Below are 19,336 nucleotides of genomic sequence, written 5' to 3' on the forward strand. Positions count from 1 at the left end.
CACGATGACGAACTCTCCCAGGGCATGTGTAGATGTGGCGATCAACGCCTACGGTAAGCCGTACCAGACGGCCATCACACTGCTGACGCTCATGAAGCATTCGCACCAATGGATCAATAAAATCTATTTTGTAGAGGAAGCCAAACAGCCGGAGCCGCCAAATTTCAAATTCATTTTCGATCATTTCGGCGATAAGATCGTCTACTACAAGCCCAATGTCTGGCTCTGGACAAATAATGTAAAATTCAATTTCCTGCTCAATTTCAAGCGGTACCGGCATGCGGTGCGCTACCAGTACGCGTGGGAAAAGTCCGATCAGAAGTACCTGCTTGTGATCCATAATGATGTGTATTTCAAAAGCGACCTGGTAGGCGAGTATGTCAATGGCATCGGCGATGCGTCGGGTATCGGGCGGATCGGGCAATGCTGGGTGTGCCCGGCCATGGAAGCCGGTCTTTGCGGGCCGGAGCGCTATACCGAATACAAGCCGGGTTACGAGGAGGTAATGCAGCTCGCCGCCACGCACCCGCAGGCACGTACAGGAGAGTACGCACGCGTGGTTGATCCGGCGGCTCCCTGGCCTTTGCCGGAGTGCCGTTTGAATGAATATGTGGCGATGATCGACCTGGAAAAGACCCGTAAAGATACCACGCCGGTGGGCAAGGGAACCGCATTCGGATCGTACGACCGGCTCGATGTGGGTGTGAAATGGTTTGCGGATATGAACAATATGGGCCATAGTTTCAAGCATTTCGACTACGACCCTTTTGCCACGCATAGCTGGATCAGCTTGCAGAATGCCGGTCATAATGCGCTTTTCAACAAGGATCTGTACCGTTACGAGGAATCGGTGGCGTTGCAGGTGTTGAAGGACGAGTTTAATATCCAACCATAATGTGAAACGGCCATCCCGCGATATGGTATTGGAAATCAGTCAGCTAAGTCAGCGGTATGGTGAGCGGGAAATTCTTTCGATCCCTTCCTTTGGAATCGAAAAAGGCATTTACTGGATACAGGGCGAAAACGGCGCGGGTAAGTCGACGCTCTTCCGGACGCTGGCGGGCATGCTGCCATTTGAGGGAAGTGTACGGATCGATCATCAGTATGACCTCAAAAAACACCCCGTCGAATACCGTCTCCGCCTGAATCTCGGCGAAGCGGAGCCGCTCTACCCATCGTTTCTCACTCCCGCCGACCTGATCGCATTTGTAGCCGAAGCGCAGAAAGCGTCCCGCGAGCAAAGCGAAAAGCTCATTGATGCATTCGGGATCAATTACCTGCAAAACCCGTTCGGTAGCTGTTCCAGCGGGATGGTGAAAAAGGTATCCTTGCTGCTGGCATTCCTCGGTGAGCCTTCGGTAATCATCCTCGACGAGCCGCTCATTACCATCGACCGCGAGGCGCGTGAGGTGCTTTTTGAACTGATTAAGGAGTACCACCGCAATGGCGTCACATTTCTGCTGTCGTCGCACCAGCTTTTCGAGCAGGAAGGGCTGCACGTTTCCCAAAGTTTCCGGTTAAAGAACAAAACACTCGTAGCCACCGATGCGCTATGAAAATGCTGCTGATCTCTACCGTTTCATCATTTTTCAGGCAGCGGGCCGGCACGTTCCTTGTGTTGCTCGGTGTGCTTTTCGGGTTTCTGAGCGCCAATGAGCACCATGCATTCGCCGTGTTTTTCCTCACCGGCAGCTACGGAATGCTGAGTCTGTTTGTAATCTGGCTGATTTATAGTCTTCTATGTGTTCAATTTCTCGCCAATACCTGGAAGCTGCCCGAATACACATTCATTTTCCACGCCCGCACATGGCCCGCGCCCGTACGTATGCGAAGGTTTGCCGTGCAGGCATTGGGCTTCCTGCAACCGGTACTTTACTACGGCCTTTACCTGCTCATTATCGCCATTCAGGACAAGTTGCTGGCGCGTCTCTGGCCAGTTATCCCTTTTTACATTATATTAATGCTAATGCTCGCAGGTGCTGCCGAATGGCGTATCCGGAAGCCGGTATTGTATGTGCCGGTTAAAGGTAAGCGCTTTATGAAATGGCCTTTCCCGCGTCCGGCGTCGTGGCTTTACTGGTCGATGGAATGGCTGGTGCGGGAGCGCGGGATTACTTTATTGGTTGGAAAACTGGGAGCAATGCTGGTAGCGGCCGGGACGATGCTCTATTACAGCACCGGCGAGTACGACATTCGAATGCCTGCGGTGGGAATGTCGCTGGCCTATATGCTCAATCTGGGACTTTCTTTGGAATTGTATCAATGGGAAGCTGAAATCTGGCTATGGGGCAGGTCGCTTCCGCTGCCGGTCTGGAAAGGTTGGGGCAGGGTAGTTGCGGCGCATTGCCTGCTGATCGTTCCCGAAACCGTGGTGGTGTTGCGTAGTGGCGCCCTTGGCTTTGCGGAACTGGTACAATTGTACTTTCTGGGCTTAGCGATCCTCATTGTCTCTCACCTGTATTTAAATAAAAGATCGGGATTGCCGGAGAATGCAATGCAGGTGTTCCTGTTCGGGTTTGTGGGCCTTACCTTATTGATTTTATACAAAATACCCTTGCTCATACTGGCAGGCTCCGGGCTGCTCTTCTCGGCTTATGCGTTTTGGCCTCGGAACAGGAGTCGTCAGATGTAGTCATTGGTGGTCAGGTATGGTCATTGATGGTCATGAATTGTTAAGCGTAGTCAGGTGGACTATCCCTGACTACACCTGACCACACCTGACCACTAATGCCCAAAACCGAGTTTATTTGGGAGTGGTAGGACGGACCTCGATTTTACTCGGTAATGTCCGCGCCGGCATTTTAATGAGGTCGGAAACAATCTGTCCGATGTCTTCCGGCTGGATTTTCCAGGCATCTTTTTCCGACGGCTCGTGGTTGTTGAATTCCGTCGCGACGGAGCCCGGCATAATGGTTGTTACTTTGATACCCGCGTTGCGCACGTCTAGCATCATGGCCTGTGAGAAGCCCACCAGCCCGAATTTGCTGGCATTGTACGCAGTGCCATTTGCAAAGAAATTAGTACCTGCGAGGCTGGCAATGTTAATGAAATACCCTTTCGACTCCGTCAATGCAGCGATGGATGCCTTGGCACTGAAAAACACGCCGGTAAGGTTGATATCGATGGTTTCCTGCCACAGTTCGGCGCTGAGCTCCTGGATCGGCGCGAAATGGCCTACGCCTGCGTTTGCGATGAAGTAATCGAGCCGGCCCCATTTATCGAGCACGGTTTGTACCGATTTTTCCTGCGGAGCAAGGTTGCGTACATCCGATTCGATGGCCAATGCATAGCCTTCCCGGATTTTGTTCAATGCATTCGCAGCCTCGTCGGCATTCTTTTGCGACCGGCTGGTAATTGCTACACGGATACCATCGCGGATCAGTGCTTCGGCAATGCCGTATCCTATTCCTTTGGAGCCGCCTGTGATCAGTGCTGTTTTGATTATTTCTGCCATTGCCTGAGTTTAGTTTGAAAAATTTACACGTAACGGCTTAACAGCATCAATGATCAGAAGGTTTGGAAAATGAGCTGCCGGTTTCGAAAATTGCCGTGTCACGGGTGTTTTTCTGAACGGCGATAGCCCCGAAAATACCTAGCAGGAAGGCGAATGCGTAAAAGCCTTTTTCACTCGGCAGTAAGGTCGCATTCCAAAGGCCCACAACGAGCAGTACGATGGCTAAAATGGTCGAAAACCAAGCGATGCCGTAGTAAATAGCCGTTACCGGAACGCCTTCTAATCGGTCGCGAACGCTCTTTTGAACCGATACAGCGGCGAAAAGGCCGTACATCAATACCGTAAAATAATATCCTTTTTCGCTCAGCAGCATTTCCGACCGCCAGAGGCCGATAATGAAGCCGGCCATTCCCACGCCCAAGGCGATCCATGACGCGGCAATGAAGGCTCCTGAGGTTTTCTGGACATTTGTAGTGCTCATATTAGTGTAAGTTAAATTGTTGGAGAAGGTTTTTTTGCCTGAATATTACATCATTTTGCAATAAAGTACTATAGGTCGTTTATTTGCCGGTCTCTGCCCAATATCCTATTTTTGCCGGCAGTATACATTTTGACAGATTCTAATCCAATTTATGAAGTTAGTAGCAAATAAAGTTGCATTGGTAACAGGGGCTTCGCGGGGTATCGGACGTTCGATCGCGTTGCGCCTGGCTCAGGAAGGTGCTGATGTCGCATTCACATATCTGTCCAGCGTCGAAAAAGGCGAGGCTTTGGCCAAAGAACTGGAATCATTCGGTGTGAAAGCGAAAGGCTACCGTTCCGATGCTTCCGATTTTCAGGCGGCAGACCAGCTCGTTACCGACGTCATCGCCGATTTCGGTAAGCTCGACGTGCTCATCAACAATGCCGGCGTCACCCGCGACGGGCTGCTGATGCGCATGAGCGAAGAGCAATGGGACACGGTGGTGAACATCAACCTGAAATCGGTTTTTAACCTTACCAAAGCCGCTACGAAATCCATGATCCGCGCTAAAAGCGGTTCAATCATCAACATAACCTCGGTGGTGGGTATACGCGGTAATGCGGGGCAGTCGAACTACGCTGCTTCGAAGGCCGGCATCATCGGTTTTACCAAGTCCATCGCATTGGAGCTGGGTTCAAGAAACATCCGTTCGAATGCGGTAGCACCGGGTTTCATCGAAACGGAAATGACCGACGCGGTAGATGCGAAGGCGGTGGAAGACTGGAAACAATCCATTCCGATGAAACGCGGAGGCCAGCCGGAAGAAGTGGCTGACGCCTGCGTGTTCCTCGCTTCGGATATGTCGCGCTACATCACCGGCCAGGTAATCCAGGTCGACGGTGGTATGTTAACATAGAGTGTTCCTTCGTTAGTAAATAGCTGGCGGTTTCGTTGTATATTGTAACGTCGCCAGCTATTGAATCCCAATCCATGCGGTCAGAGCTCATATTCCAAACCCCTTACTGGTTCATTATCTTCTGCGTGCTTGCGGGCCTGGCCTATGCCTGGCTGCTGTATCAGCCGCAACCGGCCTGGGGCAAGAAACTGAACTACGCGCTGGCCGCCGTACGCGGAATCGTGGTTGCATTGATTTGCTTCCTGCTCCTGAGCCCGCTCGTGAGGCGTACGCAATCTTCGGTCGATAAGGCCAAAATCGTTTTCGCGATCGATAATTCCGAATCTGTCGGCAAATATGGCCAGGCCGCGATGGAACAGGTGAAAGCCGCCGCCCGCGAACTGAACGATTCCGGCTTCGAGGTAAGCATCGAATCGTTGGAAGGCACGCAGAACAATGCGGATTCCCTTGCATTTAACCAAAACAAAACTAACCTGGCGGGGCTGCTCCAAACGGTCCGTACCAACTTTGAGGGCCGTAACCTGACCGACGTCGTGCTGCTTTCGGATGGTATCGTAAACCAGGGTGTGTCGCCTGCATATAACCGTTACCCGTTCAGGGTGAATGCATTGGCCGTGGGTGATTCGGTTCCAAAGCTGGATATCCGGGTGAAAGATGTCGTGAGCAACCGCATTGCATACCTGGGTAACGAGTTTCCGCTCAGGGCTGAAATTGCCGCTAATGGCTTGCAAGGCAAAAGTACAACCGTGACTTTGAAGCAAAACGGCCGGGTGATCCAGAGCCAGCCCGTAGTAATTGATCGCGCGGATTATTTCAAGGCATTTGATTTCAAAACTTCTTCCGCGCAAAAAGGCGTCCAGCATTATACCATCGAACTGGGCGCGGTTTCGGGCGAAACTTCGGGACGCAACAACCGGAAGGAAGTTTATATCGATATTATCGATGGCCGGCAGAAGATCCTGCTCATGGCGCTCGCACCGCATCCCGACATTAAAAGCATTCGGAGTGTGATCGAAGCGAACGATAATTATGAGCTGGATATCAATATATTATCCATTGCCAATAACCCGCCGGCCAGTACCAAGCAGTATGACCTCGTGATCCTGCACCAGATCCCGAATGTGCTCGGGTTGGGCAATACGCAGGTACGCAAGTTTCTGGATTCGAAAATGCCTTTGTTTTTCATTTTGGGAAACCAATCGGCCGTACCGCTGGCGAGCTCGCTGAACCGCTCACTGTTTATCAATGCTTCCGCGAACAACCAGATCGACAAGGTGACGGCGCGGTTCAATCCTTCGTTTACACAGCTTAACCTGGATGCCGAGAGCCTGAAACTGCTCGAACGGCTTCCGCCGCTTTCGGTGCCTTTTGGCGAATACAACATCTCGTCGGGTACCGAAACGATCTTGTACCAGAAGGTAGGGACGCTCAATACCAACAAGCCGCTATTGGTTTTGAATACCAATGGCGACCAGAAAACGGCAGTATTGGCAGGAGAGGGGCTTTGGCAATGGCGGCAGGAGGAATTTGCCCAAACCAGCAAGCAGGAAGTGGTGGATAACCTTTTCCAGAAGCTCATTCAGGTGCTTTCTGTGAAGGAGGACCGCCGGAAATTCCGCGTGTACCCGATCAGCAACGAGTTTGAAGCGGGTGAGCAGGTGGCATTTCAGACGGAGGTTTACAATGATATTTACGAACCGATTTTTGGCCAGGAAGTGAAACTGCAACTGGTGGACGAAAAGGGAAAGAGTAAACAATTTACCTACACCCATTCGAAGGAAACACCGCGGTTCAATGTGAGCGGGCTGGCAGACGGCGTGTACCGGTACGCGGCCTCCACGACATTGAAAGGCAAGCAGGAAAATGTGTCGGGTCAGTTTGTGATCCGCAATGCAGACCTTGAACTGAGCAATACCACCGCGGATTTCGGAATGCTCCGGGATCTGGCGCGGCGGTCGGGCGGTGCATTTATTACGCCGGCGTCGCTGCAACAATTTATTCAAAAACTAAAAACTGACCGCCCGGCCGACCGGCTGGACAGCACCGAGGATATGGTCGAGCTGATCTATCTGAAATGGCTGTTCTTTCTGATCGTCGTGTTGCTCGGCGCGGAATGGGGACTGAGAAAATACCATGGCGGTTATTAACCTCCGGTCCCGGTATGATCTAATGCGTTTTACTTTTCATTGCCTATTGATTTGCCTCCTGGCGCGAACGCTCTCTCCCGCGTACGCACAGGTAACGCCCGCCGACACGCTGGTGCGACACTCGCTGGTGCGGCACTCGCTGGTACGCGATACATTAGCTCGCGACACGGTACCCGAAATCCGACCTAATTACAAATTGCTCCGGGGCATTTTCGCTGCCCAATCGGCCGTTTACCTCGGTACGATTTACGGATTGAGCAAGTCGTGGTACAAGAACCCGTTGACCAAATTCACCATCGAAGACGATAGCCGCGAGTGGTTACAAATGGACAAAATGGGGCACCTTTACACATCGTACCAGATTGCCCGGCACACAGCGGCATTGTACCGCAAAACCGGTATTTCTAAAAGGCAAATGCTCGTTTACGGCGCCATTTCCGGGGTTATTTTTCAAACGCCCATTGAAATCCTCGACGGCTTTTCGCCCGACTATGGGTTCTCGCCCGGCGATATGATTGCGAACCTGGCTGGCTCGGCGCTGTACCTCGGGCAGGTAGCATTATGGGACGAGGTTCGCATACAGCCCAAATTCTCATTTCATTACACTTCTTTGGCACAAGTGCGTCCGCAATTGTTGGGGAGCACGTGGTCGGAGCGGTGGCTGAAAGATTATAATGGACAGACCTACTGGTTTTCGGCTAGTCCGAAGTCATTTTTCAAAGGCTCCAACTGGCCTGCCTGGCTATGTTTTTCAGTAGGTTATGGTATCCAGAATATGGTTTCAGCGGAGCGTGACAAGAGCATTGAAATGGGTTACCGGCCATACCGGCAATATTATTTGTCGCTGGATATTGACCTGACGAAGATCAAAACGCGGAGCAAGTTTGTTAAGACGCTGGGTTTCCTGGTCAATTCCCTGAAAATCCCCGCCCCGGCATTGCAGTTTAGCTCGAAGGGCATCGATTTCAAGCCATTTTATTTTTAACAATATTGTTTGAACTAAAAACAGGTTCAAATCAACGGAAAGCAACATTTACTATGAATATCGGAGATAGAGTACGATTGGTCCATGGCAGGGAAGAAGGTGTGATCTACGCTTTTTTGCCTGGTAATGTGGTTGAAATAGAAATTGAGGACGGGTTTCGCATTCCGGTTCTGAGAAATGAAATAGTGACTATTTCGCCTGTGGAATCGCAGCGGATGGTGAAGCCGGAGGAGCCGAAAGTCGTTGCGGCGCGTGCGGACGTGATCGTACCACGCAATGCGCCATTTGCGGAAAAAGGCATTTACCTCGCATTCATTTCCATTAACGACCGCGCATTGACAGTCCACGCGATCAACAACACCGACTGGATTTTGCCATTCACGGCCGTAGCGGCTTCTGAATCGGTAAGTACCGGGCTGGCGGCGGGTGTGCTGCAACCACGCACTTCGCAAAAACTCACCGAAGTGCTGATGAAAGACTTCGAAAGCTGGCCGGTGTTCGACATCCATGCATTGTATTTCCGCGAAGGCAATTACCAACTGCCGGTTGCATTGAGTAAGCGCATTCGCTGCCGGGCGCAGTCGTTTTACAAGAACAAGGGCAATGTGCCGGTGTTGGCGAAGGATGGTTTTGTGTATCAACTGGATGAGGAAAATCTGAAACGTGAAACCCCGGGCATTTCGGAGGATGTTGCAGGAGAAATCAAGGCGAGTATGCTGGGGCAACCCGCCGCCGAGCAAAATACCCTTCCCAAGCCCGAACAGGTGATCGACCTGCACATTGAAAAGCTCGTTAACAATCCTAAGAGCCTGTCGAATGACGCGATGCTGAAAAAACAGCTGGATGTTTTCGAGAGCAGTCTGGAATCGGCAATCGCCAATGGAATGGAAGAAATCACGTTTATACACGGCGCGGGCAGCGGCGCATTGAAAAACGAGCTGCACCGCAGGCTGGGGAAGAACCAGCATGTACAATTTTTTAAAGATGCATTAAAAGAGAAATTCGGATACGGTGCAACCCTCGTCAAAATTAAGTAATGTATACGTCAGGCGCGGTTATTTTTGGATAATCGCTTTGGCAGCCGTTGTTTTTTGGAGCTGCGGTTCTAAAAAAACCTCCCCTAAGGCCCCTATGGAAGAATACAAATATTCGGATAAGGAGATCCAGAACGAGAAACATTTGTCGGTACTGAATGTGCCGGTCGAGATCCCGGTAGCGGAAATCGAGAAGCAGATCAACAGCCAGATCAAAGGGTTGATCTACGACGATAACAGTTACGAGGACGAAAATAATGACAACCTGAAAGCGAAGGTCTGGAAGATCAGCCCGATCAAGGTCGTCGCTATCGATTCATCTTTTCTTTTTGAAGTACCCTTAAAAATATGGGTGAGTGCGGGTTACAAAGTGAGTCCGCTGGGTATGACGATGTCGGGATATAAGGATACCGAGTTTTCGATCCGCATTCGGCTGATTTCTAAAATTGGCATTACACCGTCGTGGCAGATCAAATCGGAGACTTACGTCGACAGTTACGACTGGATCAGCGAGCCGAATATCCGTGTGGCGGGGATCAATATCCCTATCAAAGGAATGGTGAGCCGCATGTTGAACAAGAATTTTGACAAAATCACCGAGGCGATCGACGGACAGGTCGCTTCGAATCTTGAACTTAAAAAGAATGCGGAGCTGGCCTGGAACATCGCACGCCAGCCCGTGATGCTCGCGAAGGAGTATGATACCTGGCTCGTGATCATGCCTACTGGCGTGGAAATGACGCCGCTCCTTGCGAAAAATAATATCCTCCGTTCGGTCATTGGTATTAAAGGTTACACACAGACGATCACGTCGGCCGTAAAACCCGCCGTGGCGCAGTTGCAGAAACTCCCGGACCTGCACATCGTGGACAAGGTTCAGGACGATTTCAAGATCGGACTGATCAGCCTCGTATCCTATGATGACGCCGCGAGGCTTGCAACCAAGCAGTTTGCGGGAGAGAAATTTTCGTTTTTAGGCGGCAAATACCATGTAGAAGTTGCTTCCATCGAGATGTACGGGCAGAACGACAGGCTCGTGATCAAGGCGGGGTTGAAGGGGAGTATCAGTGGTGATATTTATTTAAAGGGAACCCCTTACTATGATCCCGCCACACAGCAATTGTCACTGAAAAGCCTTGATTACGATCTGGATACGAAAAACTCGATCGTTCGCACAGCGGGTTGGCTGTTGCAGGGGCAGTTTAGCCGGATGATGGAAAAACGGATGGTGTTCCCGGTCGGAGGACAGATCGCCGATGCTAAAAATACGATCCAGAAAACGCTGGCCAACTATAAAGTCACCGAGGGTGTAGTTGTAAAAGGAATACTTTCCGATATTGTGCCCGATAAGGTTTACCTCACTCCGAAACATCTTTATTCTGTTGTATTTGCGACCGGAAAAGTGAATTTGAAAGTCGACGGATTGAAAGGAATCTGATCAAAAATTTGTACAATAATCAGCGTAAGTGCCATTTTTTTTCCTTTTTATGGTATATTGACTGCTGATCGAAAGAAAGTATTTCTTAGCTTTGTGGTCAGAGGAAAGGTCTAAGCTGTCCTGCCGCTGCGGTTTTTTAACCGGGGAGGAAAGTCCGGGCAGCACAGAGTGCCGTACTTCCTAACGGGAAGGCAACGAACTGGTGACGGTGCGTTGACAGCAAGTGCCACAGAGAATATACCGCCTTGGCATATTTTTTGTATGCCTCGGTAAGGGTGAAAAGGTGGAGTAAGAGCCCACCGGTTTCCTGGCGACAGGGAATGCATGGTAAACCTTATGGGCTGAAAGATCAAATAGGTGCTGGTTTGTGAAGCTACTCGTTTCCGTTCTTCGGAACGCCAGCACGGGTAGATCGTTAGAGGTTCCGGGTGACCGGAATCCTGGATAAATGGCAGGAGCGGAGATCGGGATTTTTCCTGATTGAAGTCACAGAACCCGGCTTACAGGCTTGGCTTTTTTTCTGAATTTTGAATTTATTTATAATGCTATATTTGAATTGAATCACATAACGCGTGTTTCCCATGAAGAAAAAGAATCTTTACGTTGCATTACTTTGTTCTACCCTCCTGAGTTACAATACGTACGCTCAAAATCGCACGTATGAAGGACCAAATAAAATGAATACCTGGTCGATCACAGGCTACGGAGGTATTACAAAATTCTTCGGAGATTTGACCCAGTACAATGGCTTCAAACGTGGAGACCGGGAGGAATTGACAGGTGCGTGGGGGCTTTCAGTGAACAAGCAGCTTACACCACTTTTGGGCATTCAGCTGACGGGCTACAATGGCCGTCTTCAGGGAGCTAAGGACAATCACCAGAGTTCTTTGACCGGTGATACTTACAGCGCCACTTTCAACAGCCCTTCATTTGTTCAACTGACTTTGGATGGAACACTTAATGTGAACCGTTTGCTGTTCGGTTACAACAAATTGCGCCGCTGGAAAGTAGATGCGCATTTGGGAGGGGGTATTATCTACTACCACACCGATGTGGAATACACCAACGTGACCAAAGCTACGGTAGGGCAATTCTCCACCAATACAGACGCCAGCTCGAAAACGGCCGGTAAATGGGAACGCAACGGATCCACTTACACACGCGAATGGGTAGTACCCGTAGGTTTTGCAGTACATTATGAGCTCAGCCCACGTTTCGACATTGGTTTCGACTACACCCACAACTTTGTAAATACGGAGAAACTGGATGCAACTGTCGGCGGATTGAGCGACTACGATTCACAACAGGGAATCTGGACCTTCGCAAAAGGTGATTCAAGAAACGATGCTTACGGAATTCTTTCACTGGCCCTTACTTACAAGCTTGGTAAGAATGCGGTAAGAGCGAAAGATGGTAAATACGACGCTGCTGCGGGCCGTTACCACCTGCGTTGGGCTAATCCTCAGCAGCTGATCCCGGTTCCTTACAACCCGACAATGAACGATGCGGATTCTATCGCGAAAGCAAATATGCCTAAGCCGGTTGATCCACGTCTTTATACTGACTCTGACGGTGACGGCGTAGCCGACCTGTTCGACAAAGAAGCGAACACACCTGCGGGTAGCATTGTTTCCGGTGGTGGTGTTGCATTGGATATCGACAAAATCATCCGCGACGCTATCAAAAACAACCTGCCGAAAGACGAATGCGAAGCGTTGTTCAGCAACATCGAATTCGATACTGATAAAGCGATCATTCGCAATGCTTCGAAAGAAACACTTAGCAAAGTGGTTGAATTGTTGAACATGCGTACCAACTGCCGTATCGTACTCGTAGGTCACACGGATGCCCGTGCTTCGGATTCTTACAACGTATCCCTGTCACGTCGTCGTGTGGATGCAGCGAAACGCTTCCTGGTTCGTGCCGGACTTACAGATCCTAGCCGCATCATCGCTGAATACTACGGTGAATATCGCCCGATCGCAGAAAATACAACTGTGGAAGGTCTTCAATCCAACCGTCGCGTTGAGATCAAGATCCTGCCTAACAACACAATCCGCTCTACTTACCCGGCTGGTTTCCGCCGCTAATAGTTGCAGCAAATACATCGAAAGGGAGACAAGAAATTGTCTCCCTTTTTTGTTTCTCAATATTCAAAAACAGGAAAGTTTTGCGTACCTTTGCACCCTGTTTAATTACGGGACGAGTTCCCAACCATAACAAATTCACAAATGGCAGTTAAAATCAGATTAGCGCGTCGGGGACGCAAAAAGAAAGCGATCTATGATATCGTAGTCGCAGATGCCAGAGCACCACGTGATGGTCGCTTCATCGAAAAATTGGGTCTTTATAACCCAGGTACTAACCCTGCTTCCATCGTTTTGGAATCAGACAAAGCAGTTGACTGGCTTCTGAAAGGTGCTCAGCCAACTGACACAGCTCGCTCAATTTTGCAACACGAAGGCGTATTGCTCCGCAAGCACTTGCAAGTAGGTGTTTTGAAAGGCGCTATCACGCAGGAAGTTGCAGACGCACGTTTCGAAGAGTGGAAAGGTTCTAAAACGGACCGTAAAGCTACTGCTGCCGATACTTTGGCTGCACAGAAAGATGCTGACAAGAAAGCGAAACTTGACGCTGAGCGTAAAGTTAACGATGCTCGTGCTGAGGCTATCGCCAAGAAAAACGCGCCTCCTGTGGAAGAAGTTGCTACCGAAGAAGTGGCTGACGAAGCTGCTGACGCGGCAGAAACCACTGACGCAGCAGAAGCAACTGACGCTCCGGCAGCGGACGCTCCGGCGGAAGAGTCAGCAGAATAATTTAATGTACATACATTGCGCTATGGGTCTGTCGGTATTCCGCACAGACTCATATTGTTTTATACAAAACCTAAATTTTGAATCCCTGAAATGACACAGGACAACTGTTATTTATTGGGCTATATCGTGCGGACACACGGCACCGCCGGCAACGTGGTAATTTACCTGGATGTGGATTATCCGGATGATTATGAAGACCTGGAAACGGTTTATGTCGAGATCAAGGGCGAACTGGTACCTTATTTTATCGACGAGATTAACCTGCAAAAGCAAAGTAACGCGATTGTGACCTTCGAAGATGTGGACACCATTGTGAAAGCGCAGGCGCTCGTTGGTACCTCGCTTTACCTGCCTTTGGAAGAACTAAGCGAACTGGGCGAGGACGAGTTTTACTACCACGAGATCAAAGGTTTCAAGGTAGTGGACCAAACGCTGGGAGAACTCGGCATTGTGCGGGAAGTGTACTCGCTGAATGGCCAGGACCTGATCGCGATGGACTACCAGGGCTCCGAAGTGCTGATCCCTACTGCTAATGACATTGTGATCAAAGCGGATAAGGAAGCGAAATCGTTGTTGGTGAACCTGCCGGAAGGCCTCTTGGAAGTTTATCTCGATAATGCAGCCGAAAACACGCCAGATGATGCGGATTGACATTTTGAGCTGTGTGCCGAGCCTGCTCGACAGTTTCTTCGCGCATTCGATCCTGAAAAGGGCGCAGCAAGCCAATCACGTGGAAGTGGTAATCCACGATATTCGCGATTATTCTGTCAACAAACACCGCACAATCGACGATTACGCATTTGGTGGTGGTGCTGGAATGGTGTTGCAAATCGAACCGATTGCCCGTTGCATTCGTGCATTGCAGGCCGAACGTGAATACGACGAGATCATCTACCTCACGCCCGACGGCGAGCAAATGCGCCAGCCGATGGTAAACCAGCTTTCATTAAAAGGTAACCTGATGATGCTTTGCGGGCATTACAAGGGCGTAGATCAGCGCGTGCGCGACCTGTTCGTGACAAAGGAAATCAGTATTGGAGACTACGTGCTTTCGGGAGGTGAACTCGCCGCAGCCGTGCTTGCAGATGCCATTATCCGCCTTATTCCGGGGGTTTTGAATGACGAAACTTCCGCATTGACGGACTCGTTTCAGGATAACCTCCTGGCCCCGCCGGTATATTCCCGACCAGCCGATTTCGAAGGCCATAAAGTGCCCGAAATCCTGATGTCGGGGCACGAGGCGAAGATTGAGGAGTGGCGTTACGAGCAGTCGCTCAAAAGAACGAAAGAAAGAAGGCCGGACCTGTTGCAATAGCAATAGGCCGGCCTCATAGTATCTGCATTTAGCTTTTGTAACCTTAAAAATCGAGGTTACAGTTGATCCATTCATTATCGAAATTGGTGCCATACTTGCGGTAGAAATTCACCGCAGACGTATTCCAGTCGAGCACCTGCCACATCATTCCCGTACAGCCTACATTTTTCGCAGCTATTACCGTGGCGTCGAAAAGGATTTTGCCGATGCCATTGCCCCGCATCGATTCGGTAACGATGATATCCTCCATGTAAAGCCGCTTTCCTTTCCAGGTAGAGTAGCGGTAGTAGTACAAACAAAGCCCGATGATCTTGGAATCCACTTCGGCAACGAAAAAATCGAAGAGCTTTTCGTTGTAATCGCGGGTCATTTTGTCAACATTATTGGTTACCTGGTTCAGGGCCCGTTCGTAAATCGCAAGCTCTTTCACCAATTCAAAAATTGCGGGTATATCCTCTGCTGTGCCCTGCCTGGTCGAAATATTCATGATAAACGGTTTATTGATTAGAAAGGTTAAGAATCGAGAATATACTATTTCCTACTGAGAGTTCACATAGTTTTCCCACTTTTCAAGGATCGCCCGGAAATTTTCAGGTAATTCGGTTTCGAACTGGATCCATTGCCGGGTGGTAGGGTGGATAAAACCGAGTGATTTGGCATGCAGCGCCTGCCCGGGAATGAGGCTGAAACCCTTTTCGACCATTGCCTTATAACTGCCGCTCGAAACGCCCCGCAGGATTTTGTCGCCTCCGTACATCGGATCGTTGAAGATCGGGTGCCCGATGTGCTTCATATGCGCGCGTATCTGGTGCGTGCGGCCGGTTTCGAGGTTACACTTAATCATCGAAACATAGCGCATTGGCTTAATCACCTCGTAATGCGTGACCGCGTGTTTGCCCTGGCTGCCATCCACGTACACGTCCATCACGCGCCTGTCGCGTACGCTGCGCCCGATGTGGCCGGTAACGGTACCCTTGTCGACTTTGGGTTCACCCCATATTAATGCGTGATAGGTACGTTCTATTGAATGATCGGCGAACTGGCTGGCGAGGAAAGTCATGGCAAATTCGGTTTTTGCGATCACGAGCAGGCCGGAGGTGTCTTTATCGATGCGGTGCACCAGCCCCGGGCGGCCCTCGCCATTGCGGCCGGTAGGGAGCTGTTGGAAATGGTACACGAGCGCATTGATCAATGTGCCCGTCCAGTTGCCATACGCCGGGTGCACGACCATTCCTGCCGGCTTATTGACAATCATTAATACATCGTCTTCATAGACAATATTAATCGGAATGTCCTCCGGAATGATTTCGGTATCGCGTGGCGGCTCGGGCAGCGAAAGCGTGATCACATCCAACGGCTTGACCTTATAGCTGGCCTTCGTTGGCTGGCCGTTGACCTTTACGGCCTCCGCTTCAATGCCGTTTTGTATTTTTGTCCTGGAAGCGTTGGCAACATGAAGATTCAGGAATTTATCGAGCCGCATCAGGCTTTGACCTTTGTCGGCGACAATGCGGTAATGTTCAAATAAATCATCCTCTTCGGAGGCAATATCAACAAGTTCTACGGACATTCTTTTTGGATTAACTATCAACAAAATTACCAAAATAAGTGGATTTACTGAGTTCGCAGATCCCCACACCCTTGCAGCGGCTTATGAATGCAGCTACTGAAAAGGCGGGCGTTGCATTGTACATCAAACGCGACGACCTCATTCACCCAACGGTTTCGGGCAATAAATGGCGGAAATTGAAATACAATTTGCTTGAAGCGAAAGCAAGAAGCGAAACGGCCGTTCTGACGTTTGGCGGTGCATATTCGAACCATTTATACGCGACCGCCGCTGCCGGGAATGCATTGGGGCTGAAAACCATCGGCATTGTAAGAGGCCTCGAACTGGAAAATAAGGAGAATGCGACTTTGCAATTCTGCCGCGAACGGGGAATGCAATTGCATTTCGTGACGCGTGAAGAGTACCGGCAACGCAATTCGAAGGATTATCTCAAACACATTTCGAACCGCTTCGATAGGCCATACCTTATCCCGGAAGGAGGCACGACGGCACTTGCATTGAAAGGCGTCGCCGAAATGGTTTATGAAGTCAGGGATCAGTTGGGATCACTGCCCGATTTTATTGCCACAGCAGTTGGAACAGGCGGCACTGCCGCCGGAATTCTATCCGCGGGTGCCAATGCGCTCGCATTCTCCGCATTGAAAGGGGGTGATTTTCTCCGGGATGACATTTCTGAGCTTCTCAATGAATGCAAAACGCCCGGAAATCTCGCATTGCTGACAGACTACCATTTTGGGGGTTATGCCAAATGGAATAATGAGCTGCTGGCGTTCATGCAGGATTTCCGGGCGGAGTTCGGTATTCAGTTGGAGCAGGTGTATACTGCCAAAATGTTTTACGGGCTGTTTGACCTCATTCAAAAAGGCTATTTTAAAGCTGGGACAACCGTGGTAGCCGTACACACTGGCGGTTTACAGGGTCTGATCAGGGTGTAGCTATCTCCACTTCCTCCTCATTATTCGCTGGTTTGTTGGCCATGAATTCCTTGATAAGGTCGCGGTCACCCGCGATCCAGAGGACATCCTGAATTTCAATCACCATTGACGAATCCGGGTTAAGAATGCGCTCGCCATTTCGTTCCAGGCCTACGATCATGCCGTGGGTCATTTCACGGATGCCGCTGTCGCGGATCGTTTTGCCGCGAATGCCGTGTTGCGTTTTCACTTCCACGCGTTCGAGCACGATGCTGTCTTCATGTGCCATGTACACATCGCCATTCATACTTACCTCGATATGGCTTCGGAAAACGTCGAGCTGGTCGTCGGTACCGATTACCTCGATGCGGTCGCAGGGGTAGAGCACCTCGGTCGGGCGCGGGAGGTGAATGGTTTTGCTTCCCCTTTCGATGAGTACGACGTTAATGCCGAAAACTTCCCGGATTTTCAGTTCCTGCAAGCTTTTACCGATCAGGTTGGAATCCGGACTCACTTCCAGGAAAGCAAAGTGCGCGTCCCAGGGCAGGAGAATTCTTTTGGATTTTCCACTTCCTTCCAGTTGTCTTGCATTGAGGTTTTGCAGGAAACGGTCTTCGATTTTGTGGTAAAACTGCTGTAATCTCTGGTAAAAAATCGCCAGTCCGAGCACCATGATGCCGCCTGCCACGATAAATGAAATTTGTGTCGAGAAAAATGAGTTGAGCAGGAAGGCCATCAGCAGGATAGCGATTACCACTCTTGAAAGTTCAAGCACCAGCAGCGGCCCACGGCTGTATTTCCGGCTGAGCCAGATCGACGAATACGCCTTTCGGTTGCCTCTTTTGAACACCAATGCCCATAAAAAGGGTGAGATTAGCAGGAACGTAATGCCAAAAAGCACCGAATTGGTGATGAAGTTTTCGGGCACGCGCGTGTGCAGCTGGTCCGCGAGCTGACGCGAAGATGCAAGGATGATCCCCACCACGACGACGGAGTTCAAAATCACGGTCTGCGCATAGGCTTTCAGGATTTCATTCCATTGCGTGGTTTGCGCGATCGTTTCTGTACTGGTGCTGTACCGATTGAGGTAATGCCGCCATTTTTCAGGCAAATGCTTGTTGAGCCACTCGTAGAGCGGTTCGGATGCCTTCATCATGTAAGGTGTGGCAAATGTCGTGATCACCGAAACACCCACCGCGATCGGGTAGAGGAAGCCGCTCGTTACTTTCAGGGAAAGGCCAAGATTGGCGATAATGAATGAAAATTCCCCGATTTGGGACAAACTCATACCTGATTGCAGCGACTTTTTCAAAGGCTGACCTGAAATGACAGCACCTAATGTGACGAAAGTAGTTTTACCCAGCATTACAACCAGCACGAGAATAGCCGTCGGTACCGCATAATCCAGCAATAGGCCAGGATTGATCAGCATTCCCACCGAGATAAAGAACACCGCACCGAAAAGGTCTTTCACCGGTTTGAGTAAATGCTCGATTTTTTCCGCATGCGTCGTTTCAGCCAAAATAGAGCCCATGATAAATGCGCCTAATGCAGCCGAGAATCCCGCTTTGGTGACCAGAAATACCATTCCGAAGCACAATGCAACGGAGGTGATAAGCACGCTTTCGTCGTTCATCAGATGCCGGTAGCGGCGCAGCAGGGTAGGGAAAACGAAAATGCCGCCCAGGAACCAGATGGTGAGAAAGAAGAAGAGTTTCAGGCTGGATTGGATTAATTCAAATCCTGCAAACTGCTGGCTTAGCGATAATGTGGAGAGCAACACCATCAGTAACACCGCGGTAAGGTCTTCGATAACCAGGATACCCATTACCACGCGGGTAAATTTCTGCGTTTTCAGGCCAAGCTCGTCGAATGCACGGAAAATAATGGTTGTAGATGAAATGGCGATGATACCACCGAGAAAAAGACTGTCGGTTTTGCTCCAACCCAGTAACTGGCCGGTTAGGAAGCCAGTTCCAAGCATCATCGATACTTCAAACAAACCGGTAATGGCAGCGGTATTACCAACCTTGACCAGCTTTTTGAAACTAAACTCCAAACCCAGGTTGAAAAGCAGGAATATCACCCCGATCTCGGCCCATATTTCAATGGTTTTGATGTCGGTAATGGTGGGAAACAAGTGGAAATTAGGCCCTACAAGTAACCCGGCCAAAATGTAACCCAGCACAATAGGCTGCTTCAATTTCTTGAAGATTACGGTAATAATACCGGCCATTGTGAGAATGAGCGACAGGTCTATGATTAGTTGTGGAACGTGAGTCAT

General features: G+C 50.0%; 18 protein-coding genes and 1 other RNA gene. 14 read left to right on the top strand and 5 right to left on the bottom strand.

Annotated elements, in window-relative coordinates; translation table 11 throughout:
• The first annotated feature begins 4 nt into the window (after nt 1-4).
• Genes BLQ88_RS04900 through BLQ88_RS04910 form a run of 3 tightly spaced genes read left to right on the top strand, consistent with a single transcriptional unit; the run spans nt 5 to nt 2,632 of the window.
• Nucleotides 5-895 carry a hypothetical protein gene (locus BLQ88_RS04900; protein ID WP_090147291.1) on the top strand — a complete coding sequence of 297 codons (891 nt, stop codon included), beginning with the start codon at nt 5-7 and terminating at the stop codon, nt 893-895.
• A 1-nt stretch (nt 896) separates the two neighbouring features.
• On the top strand, nt 897-1,556 hold the full coding sequence (locus BLQ88_RS04905) for an ABC transporter ATP-binding protein (RefSeq protein WP_229212584.1): 660 nt from the start codon (nt 897-899) through the stop codon (nt 1,554-1,556).
• On the top strand, nt 1,553-2,632 hold the full coding sequence (locus tag BLQ88_RS04910; RefSeq protein ID WP_090147294.1) for a hypothetical protein: 1,080 nt from the start codon (nt 1,553-1,555) through the stop codon (nt 2,630-2,632). Before BLQ88_RS04905 ends, BLQ88_RS04910 begins: the two co-directional genes overlap by 4 nt.
• 111 nt (nt 2,633-2,743) lie before the next feature.
• On the opposite strand, the gene BLQ88_RS04915 is transcribed toward BLQ88_RS04910, so the two are convergent.
• Both BLQ88_RS04915 and yiaA read right to left on the bottom strand, forming a co-directional pair.
• Nucleotides 2,744-3,454, bottom strand: a complete 711-nt coding sequence (locus tag BLQ88_RS04915; protein WP_090147296.1) for an SDR family oxidoreductase — start codon at nt 3,452-3,454, stop codon at nt 2,744-2,746.
• Between the two features lie 46 nt (nt 3,455-3,500).
• On the bottom strand, nt 3,501-3,935 hold the full coding sequence (yiaA, locus tag BLQ88_RS04920) for an inner membrane protein YiaA (RefSeq protein ID WP_090147297.1): 435 nt from the start codon (nt 3,933-3,935) through the stop codon (nt 3,501-3,503).
• A gap of 151 nt (nt 3,936-4,086) precedes the next feature.
• On the opposite strand from yiaA, the gene fabG reads away from it, so the two are divergent.
• From fabG to trmD, 10 genes are all read left to right on the top strand, one after another.
• Entirely contained in the window at nt 4,087-4,833 is a 747-nt protein-coding gene (gene fabG / locus BLQ88_RS04925) for a 3-oxoacyl-[acyl-carrier-protein] reductase (RefSeq protein WP_090147299.1), read from the top strand.
• A gap of 74 nt (nt 4,834-4,907) precedes the next feature.
• Nucleotides 4,908-6,980, top strand: coding sequence for a hypothetical protein (locus tag BLQ88_RS04930; protein WP_090147300.1), 2,073 nt, complete (start codon nt 4,908-4,910; stop codon nt 6,978-6,980).
• Between the two features lie 22 nt (nt 6,981-7,002).
• Complete coding sequence (locus BLQ88_RS04935) at nt 7,003-7,965, top strand: DUF2279 domain-containing protein (protein ID WP_229212585.1); 963 nt, start codon at nt 7,003-7,005, stop codon at nt 7,963-7,965.
• Between the two features lie 53 nt (nt 7,966-8,018).
• Nucleotides 8,019-9,002: a Smr/MutS family protein gene (locus BLQ88_RS04940; protein ID WP_090147304.1), complete on the top strand. Its 984-nt coding sequence runs from the start codon at nt 8,019-8,021 to the stop codon at nt 9,000-9,002.
• 94 nt (nt 9,003-9,096) lie between these two features.
• A complete protein-coding gene (locus tag BLQ88_RS04945; protein WP_090147306.1) occupies nt 9,097-10,437 on the top strand; it encodes a DUF4403 family protein in 1,341 nt (446 codons plus the stop codon).
• Between the two features lie 107 nt (nt 10,438-10,544).
• Nucleotides 10,545-10,956: RNase P RNA component class A (gene rnpB, locus BLQ88_RS04950), an RNA gene on the top strand.
• Nucleotides 10,957-11,018: 62 nt separating this feature from the next.
• Nucleotides 11,019-12,527, top strand: coding sequence for an OmpA family protein (locus BLQ88_RS04955; protein ID WP_090147308.1), 1,509 nt, complete (start codon nt 11,019-11,021; stop codon nt 12,525-12,527).
• Between the two features lie 141 nt (nt 12,528-12,668).
• A complete protein-coding gene (locus BLQ88_RS04960; RefSeq protein WP_090147309.1) occupies nt 12,669-13,253 on the top strand; it encodes a 30S ribosomal protein S16 in 585 nt (194 codons plus the stop codon).
• Nucleotides 13,254-13,343: 90 nt separating this feature from the next.
• Nucleotides 13,344-13,904, top strand: a complete 561-nt coding sequence (gene rimM / locus BLQ88_RS04965) for a ribosome maturation factor RimM (RefSeq protein WP_090147311.1) — start codon at nt 13,344-13,346, stop codon at nt 13,902-13,904.
• Nucleotides 13,894-14,568, top strand: a complete 675-nt coding sequence (gene trmD / locus BLQ88_RS04970) for a tRNA (guanosine(37)-N1)-methyltransferase TrmD (protein ID WP_090147313.1) — start codon at nt 13,894-13,896, stop codon at nt 14,566-14,568. The genes rimM and trmD overlap by 11 nt, the downstream gene beginning before the upstream one ends.
• A 43-nt stretch (nt 14,569-14,611) precedes the next feature.
• Here the strand turns inward: trmD and BLQ88_RS04975 are convergent, their stop codons facing one another.
• A complete protein-coding gene (locus tag BLQ88_RS04975) occupies nt 14,612-15,055 on the bottom strand; it encodes a GNAT family N-acetyltransferase (RefSeq protein WP_090147315.1) in 444 nt (147 codons plus the stop codon).
• A 51-nt stretch (nt 15,056-15,106) separates the two neighbouring features.
• A complete protein-coding gene (locus tag BLQ88_RS04980) occupies nt 15,107-16,138 on the bottom strand; it encodes an RluA family pseudouridine synthase (RefSeq protein WP_090147317.1) in 1,032 nt (343 codons plus the stop codon).
• Between the two features lie 38 nt (nt 16,139-16,176).
• Here BLQ88_RS04980 and BLQ88_RS04985 point away from each other — a divergent pair, with 38 nt between their 5' ends.
• A complete protein-coding gene (locus BLQ88_RS04985) occupies nt 16,177-17,073 on the top strand; it encodes a 1-aminocyclopropane-1-carboxylate deaminase/D-cysteine desulfhydrase (RefSeq protein ID WP_090147319.1) in 897 nt (298 codons plus the stop codon).
• Here BLQ88_RS04985 and BLQ88_RS04990 read toward each other — a convergent pair.
• Nucleotides 17,063-19,336: a monovalent cation:proton antiporter family protein gene (locus tag BLQ88_RS04990; RefSeq protein WP_090147321.1), complete on the bottom strand. Its 2,274-nt coding sequence runs from the start codon at nt 19,334-19,336 to the stop codon at nt 17,063-17,065. The genes BLQ88_RS04985 and BLQ88_RS04990 overlap by 11 nt on opposite strands.

Source organism: Dyadobacter soli (assembly GCF_900101885.1).
Taxonomy (GTDB): domain Bacteria; phylum Bacteroidota; class Bacteroidia; order Cytophagales; family Spirosomataceae; genus Dyadobacter; species Dyadobacter soli.

What these genes read in the sequence shown, in the direction of transcription:
- BLQ88_RS04900 (WP_090147291.1), top strand. Translation starts at nt 5, where the DNA reads ATGACGAACTCTCCCAGGGCATGTGTAGATGTGGCGATCAACGCCTAC.
- BLQ88_RS04910 (WP_090147294.1), top strand. Translation starts at nt 1,553, where the DNA reads ATGAAAATGCTGCTGATCTCTACCGTTTCATCATTTTTCAGGCAGCGG.
- BLQ88_RS04915 (WP_090147296.1), bottom strand. Translation starts at nt 3,454, where the DNA reads ATGGCAGAAATAATCAAAACAGCACTGATCACAGGCGGCTCCAAAGGA.
- yiaA (WP_090147297.1), bottom strand. Translation starts at nt 3,935, where the DNA reads ATGAGCACTACAAATGTCCAGAAAACCTCAGGAGCCTTCATTGCCGCG.
- fabG (WP_090147299.1), top strand. Translation starts at nt 4,087, where the DNA reads ATGAAGTTAGTAGCAAATAAAGTTGCATTGGTAACAGGGGCTTCGCGG.
- BLQ88_RS04930 (WP_090147300.1), top strand. Translation starts at nt 4,908, where the DNA reads ATGCGGTCAGAGCTCATATTCCAAACCCCTTACTGGTTCATTATCTTC.
- BLQ88_RS04935 (WP_229212585.1), top strand. Translation starts at nt 7,003, where the DNA reads ATGCGTTTTACTTTTCATTGCCTATTGATTTGCCTCCTGGCGCGAACG.
- BLQ88_RS04940 (WP_090147304.1), top strand. Translation starts at nt 8,019, where the DNA reads ATGAATATCGGAGATAGAGTACGATTGGTCCATGGCAGGGAAGAAGGT.
- BLQ88_RS04945 (WP_090147306.1), top strand. Translation starts at nt 9,097, where the DNA reads ATGGAAGAATACAAATATTCGGATAAGGAGATCCAGAACGAGAAACAT.
- BLQ88_RS04955 (WP_090147308.1), top strand. Translation starts at nt 11,019, where the DNA reads ATGAAGAAAAAGAATCTTTACGTTGCATTACTTTGTTCTACCCTCCTG.
- BLQ88_RS04960 (WP_090147309.1), top strand. Translation starts at nt 12,669, where the DNA reads ATGGCAGTTAAAATCAGATTAGCGCGTCGGGGACGCAAAAAGAAAGCG.
- rimM (WP_090147311.1), top strand. Translation starts at nt 13,344, where the DNA reads ATGACACAGGACAACTGTTATTTATTGGGCTATATCGTGCGGACACAC.
- trmD (WP_090147313.1), top strand. Translation starts at nt 13,894, where the DNA reads ATGCGGATTGACATTTTGAGCTGTGTGCCGAGCCTGCTCGACAGTTTC.
- BLQ88_RS04975 (WP_090147315.1), bottom strand. Translation starts at nt 15,055, where the DNA reads ATGAATATTTCGACCAGGCAGGGCACAGCAGAGGATATACCCGCAATT.
- BLQ88_RS04980 (WP_090147317.1), bottom strand. Translation starts at nt 16,138, where the DNA reads ATGTCCGTAGAACTTGTTGATATTGCCTCCGAAGAGGATGATTTATTT.
- BLQ88_RS04990 (WP_090147321.1), bottom strand. Translation starts at nt 19,336, where the DNA reads ATGACTCACGTTCCACAACTAATCATAGACCTGTCGCTCATTCTCACA.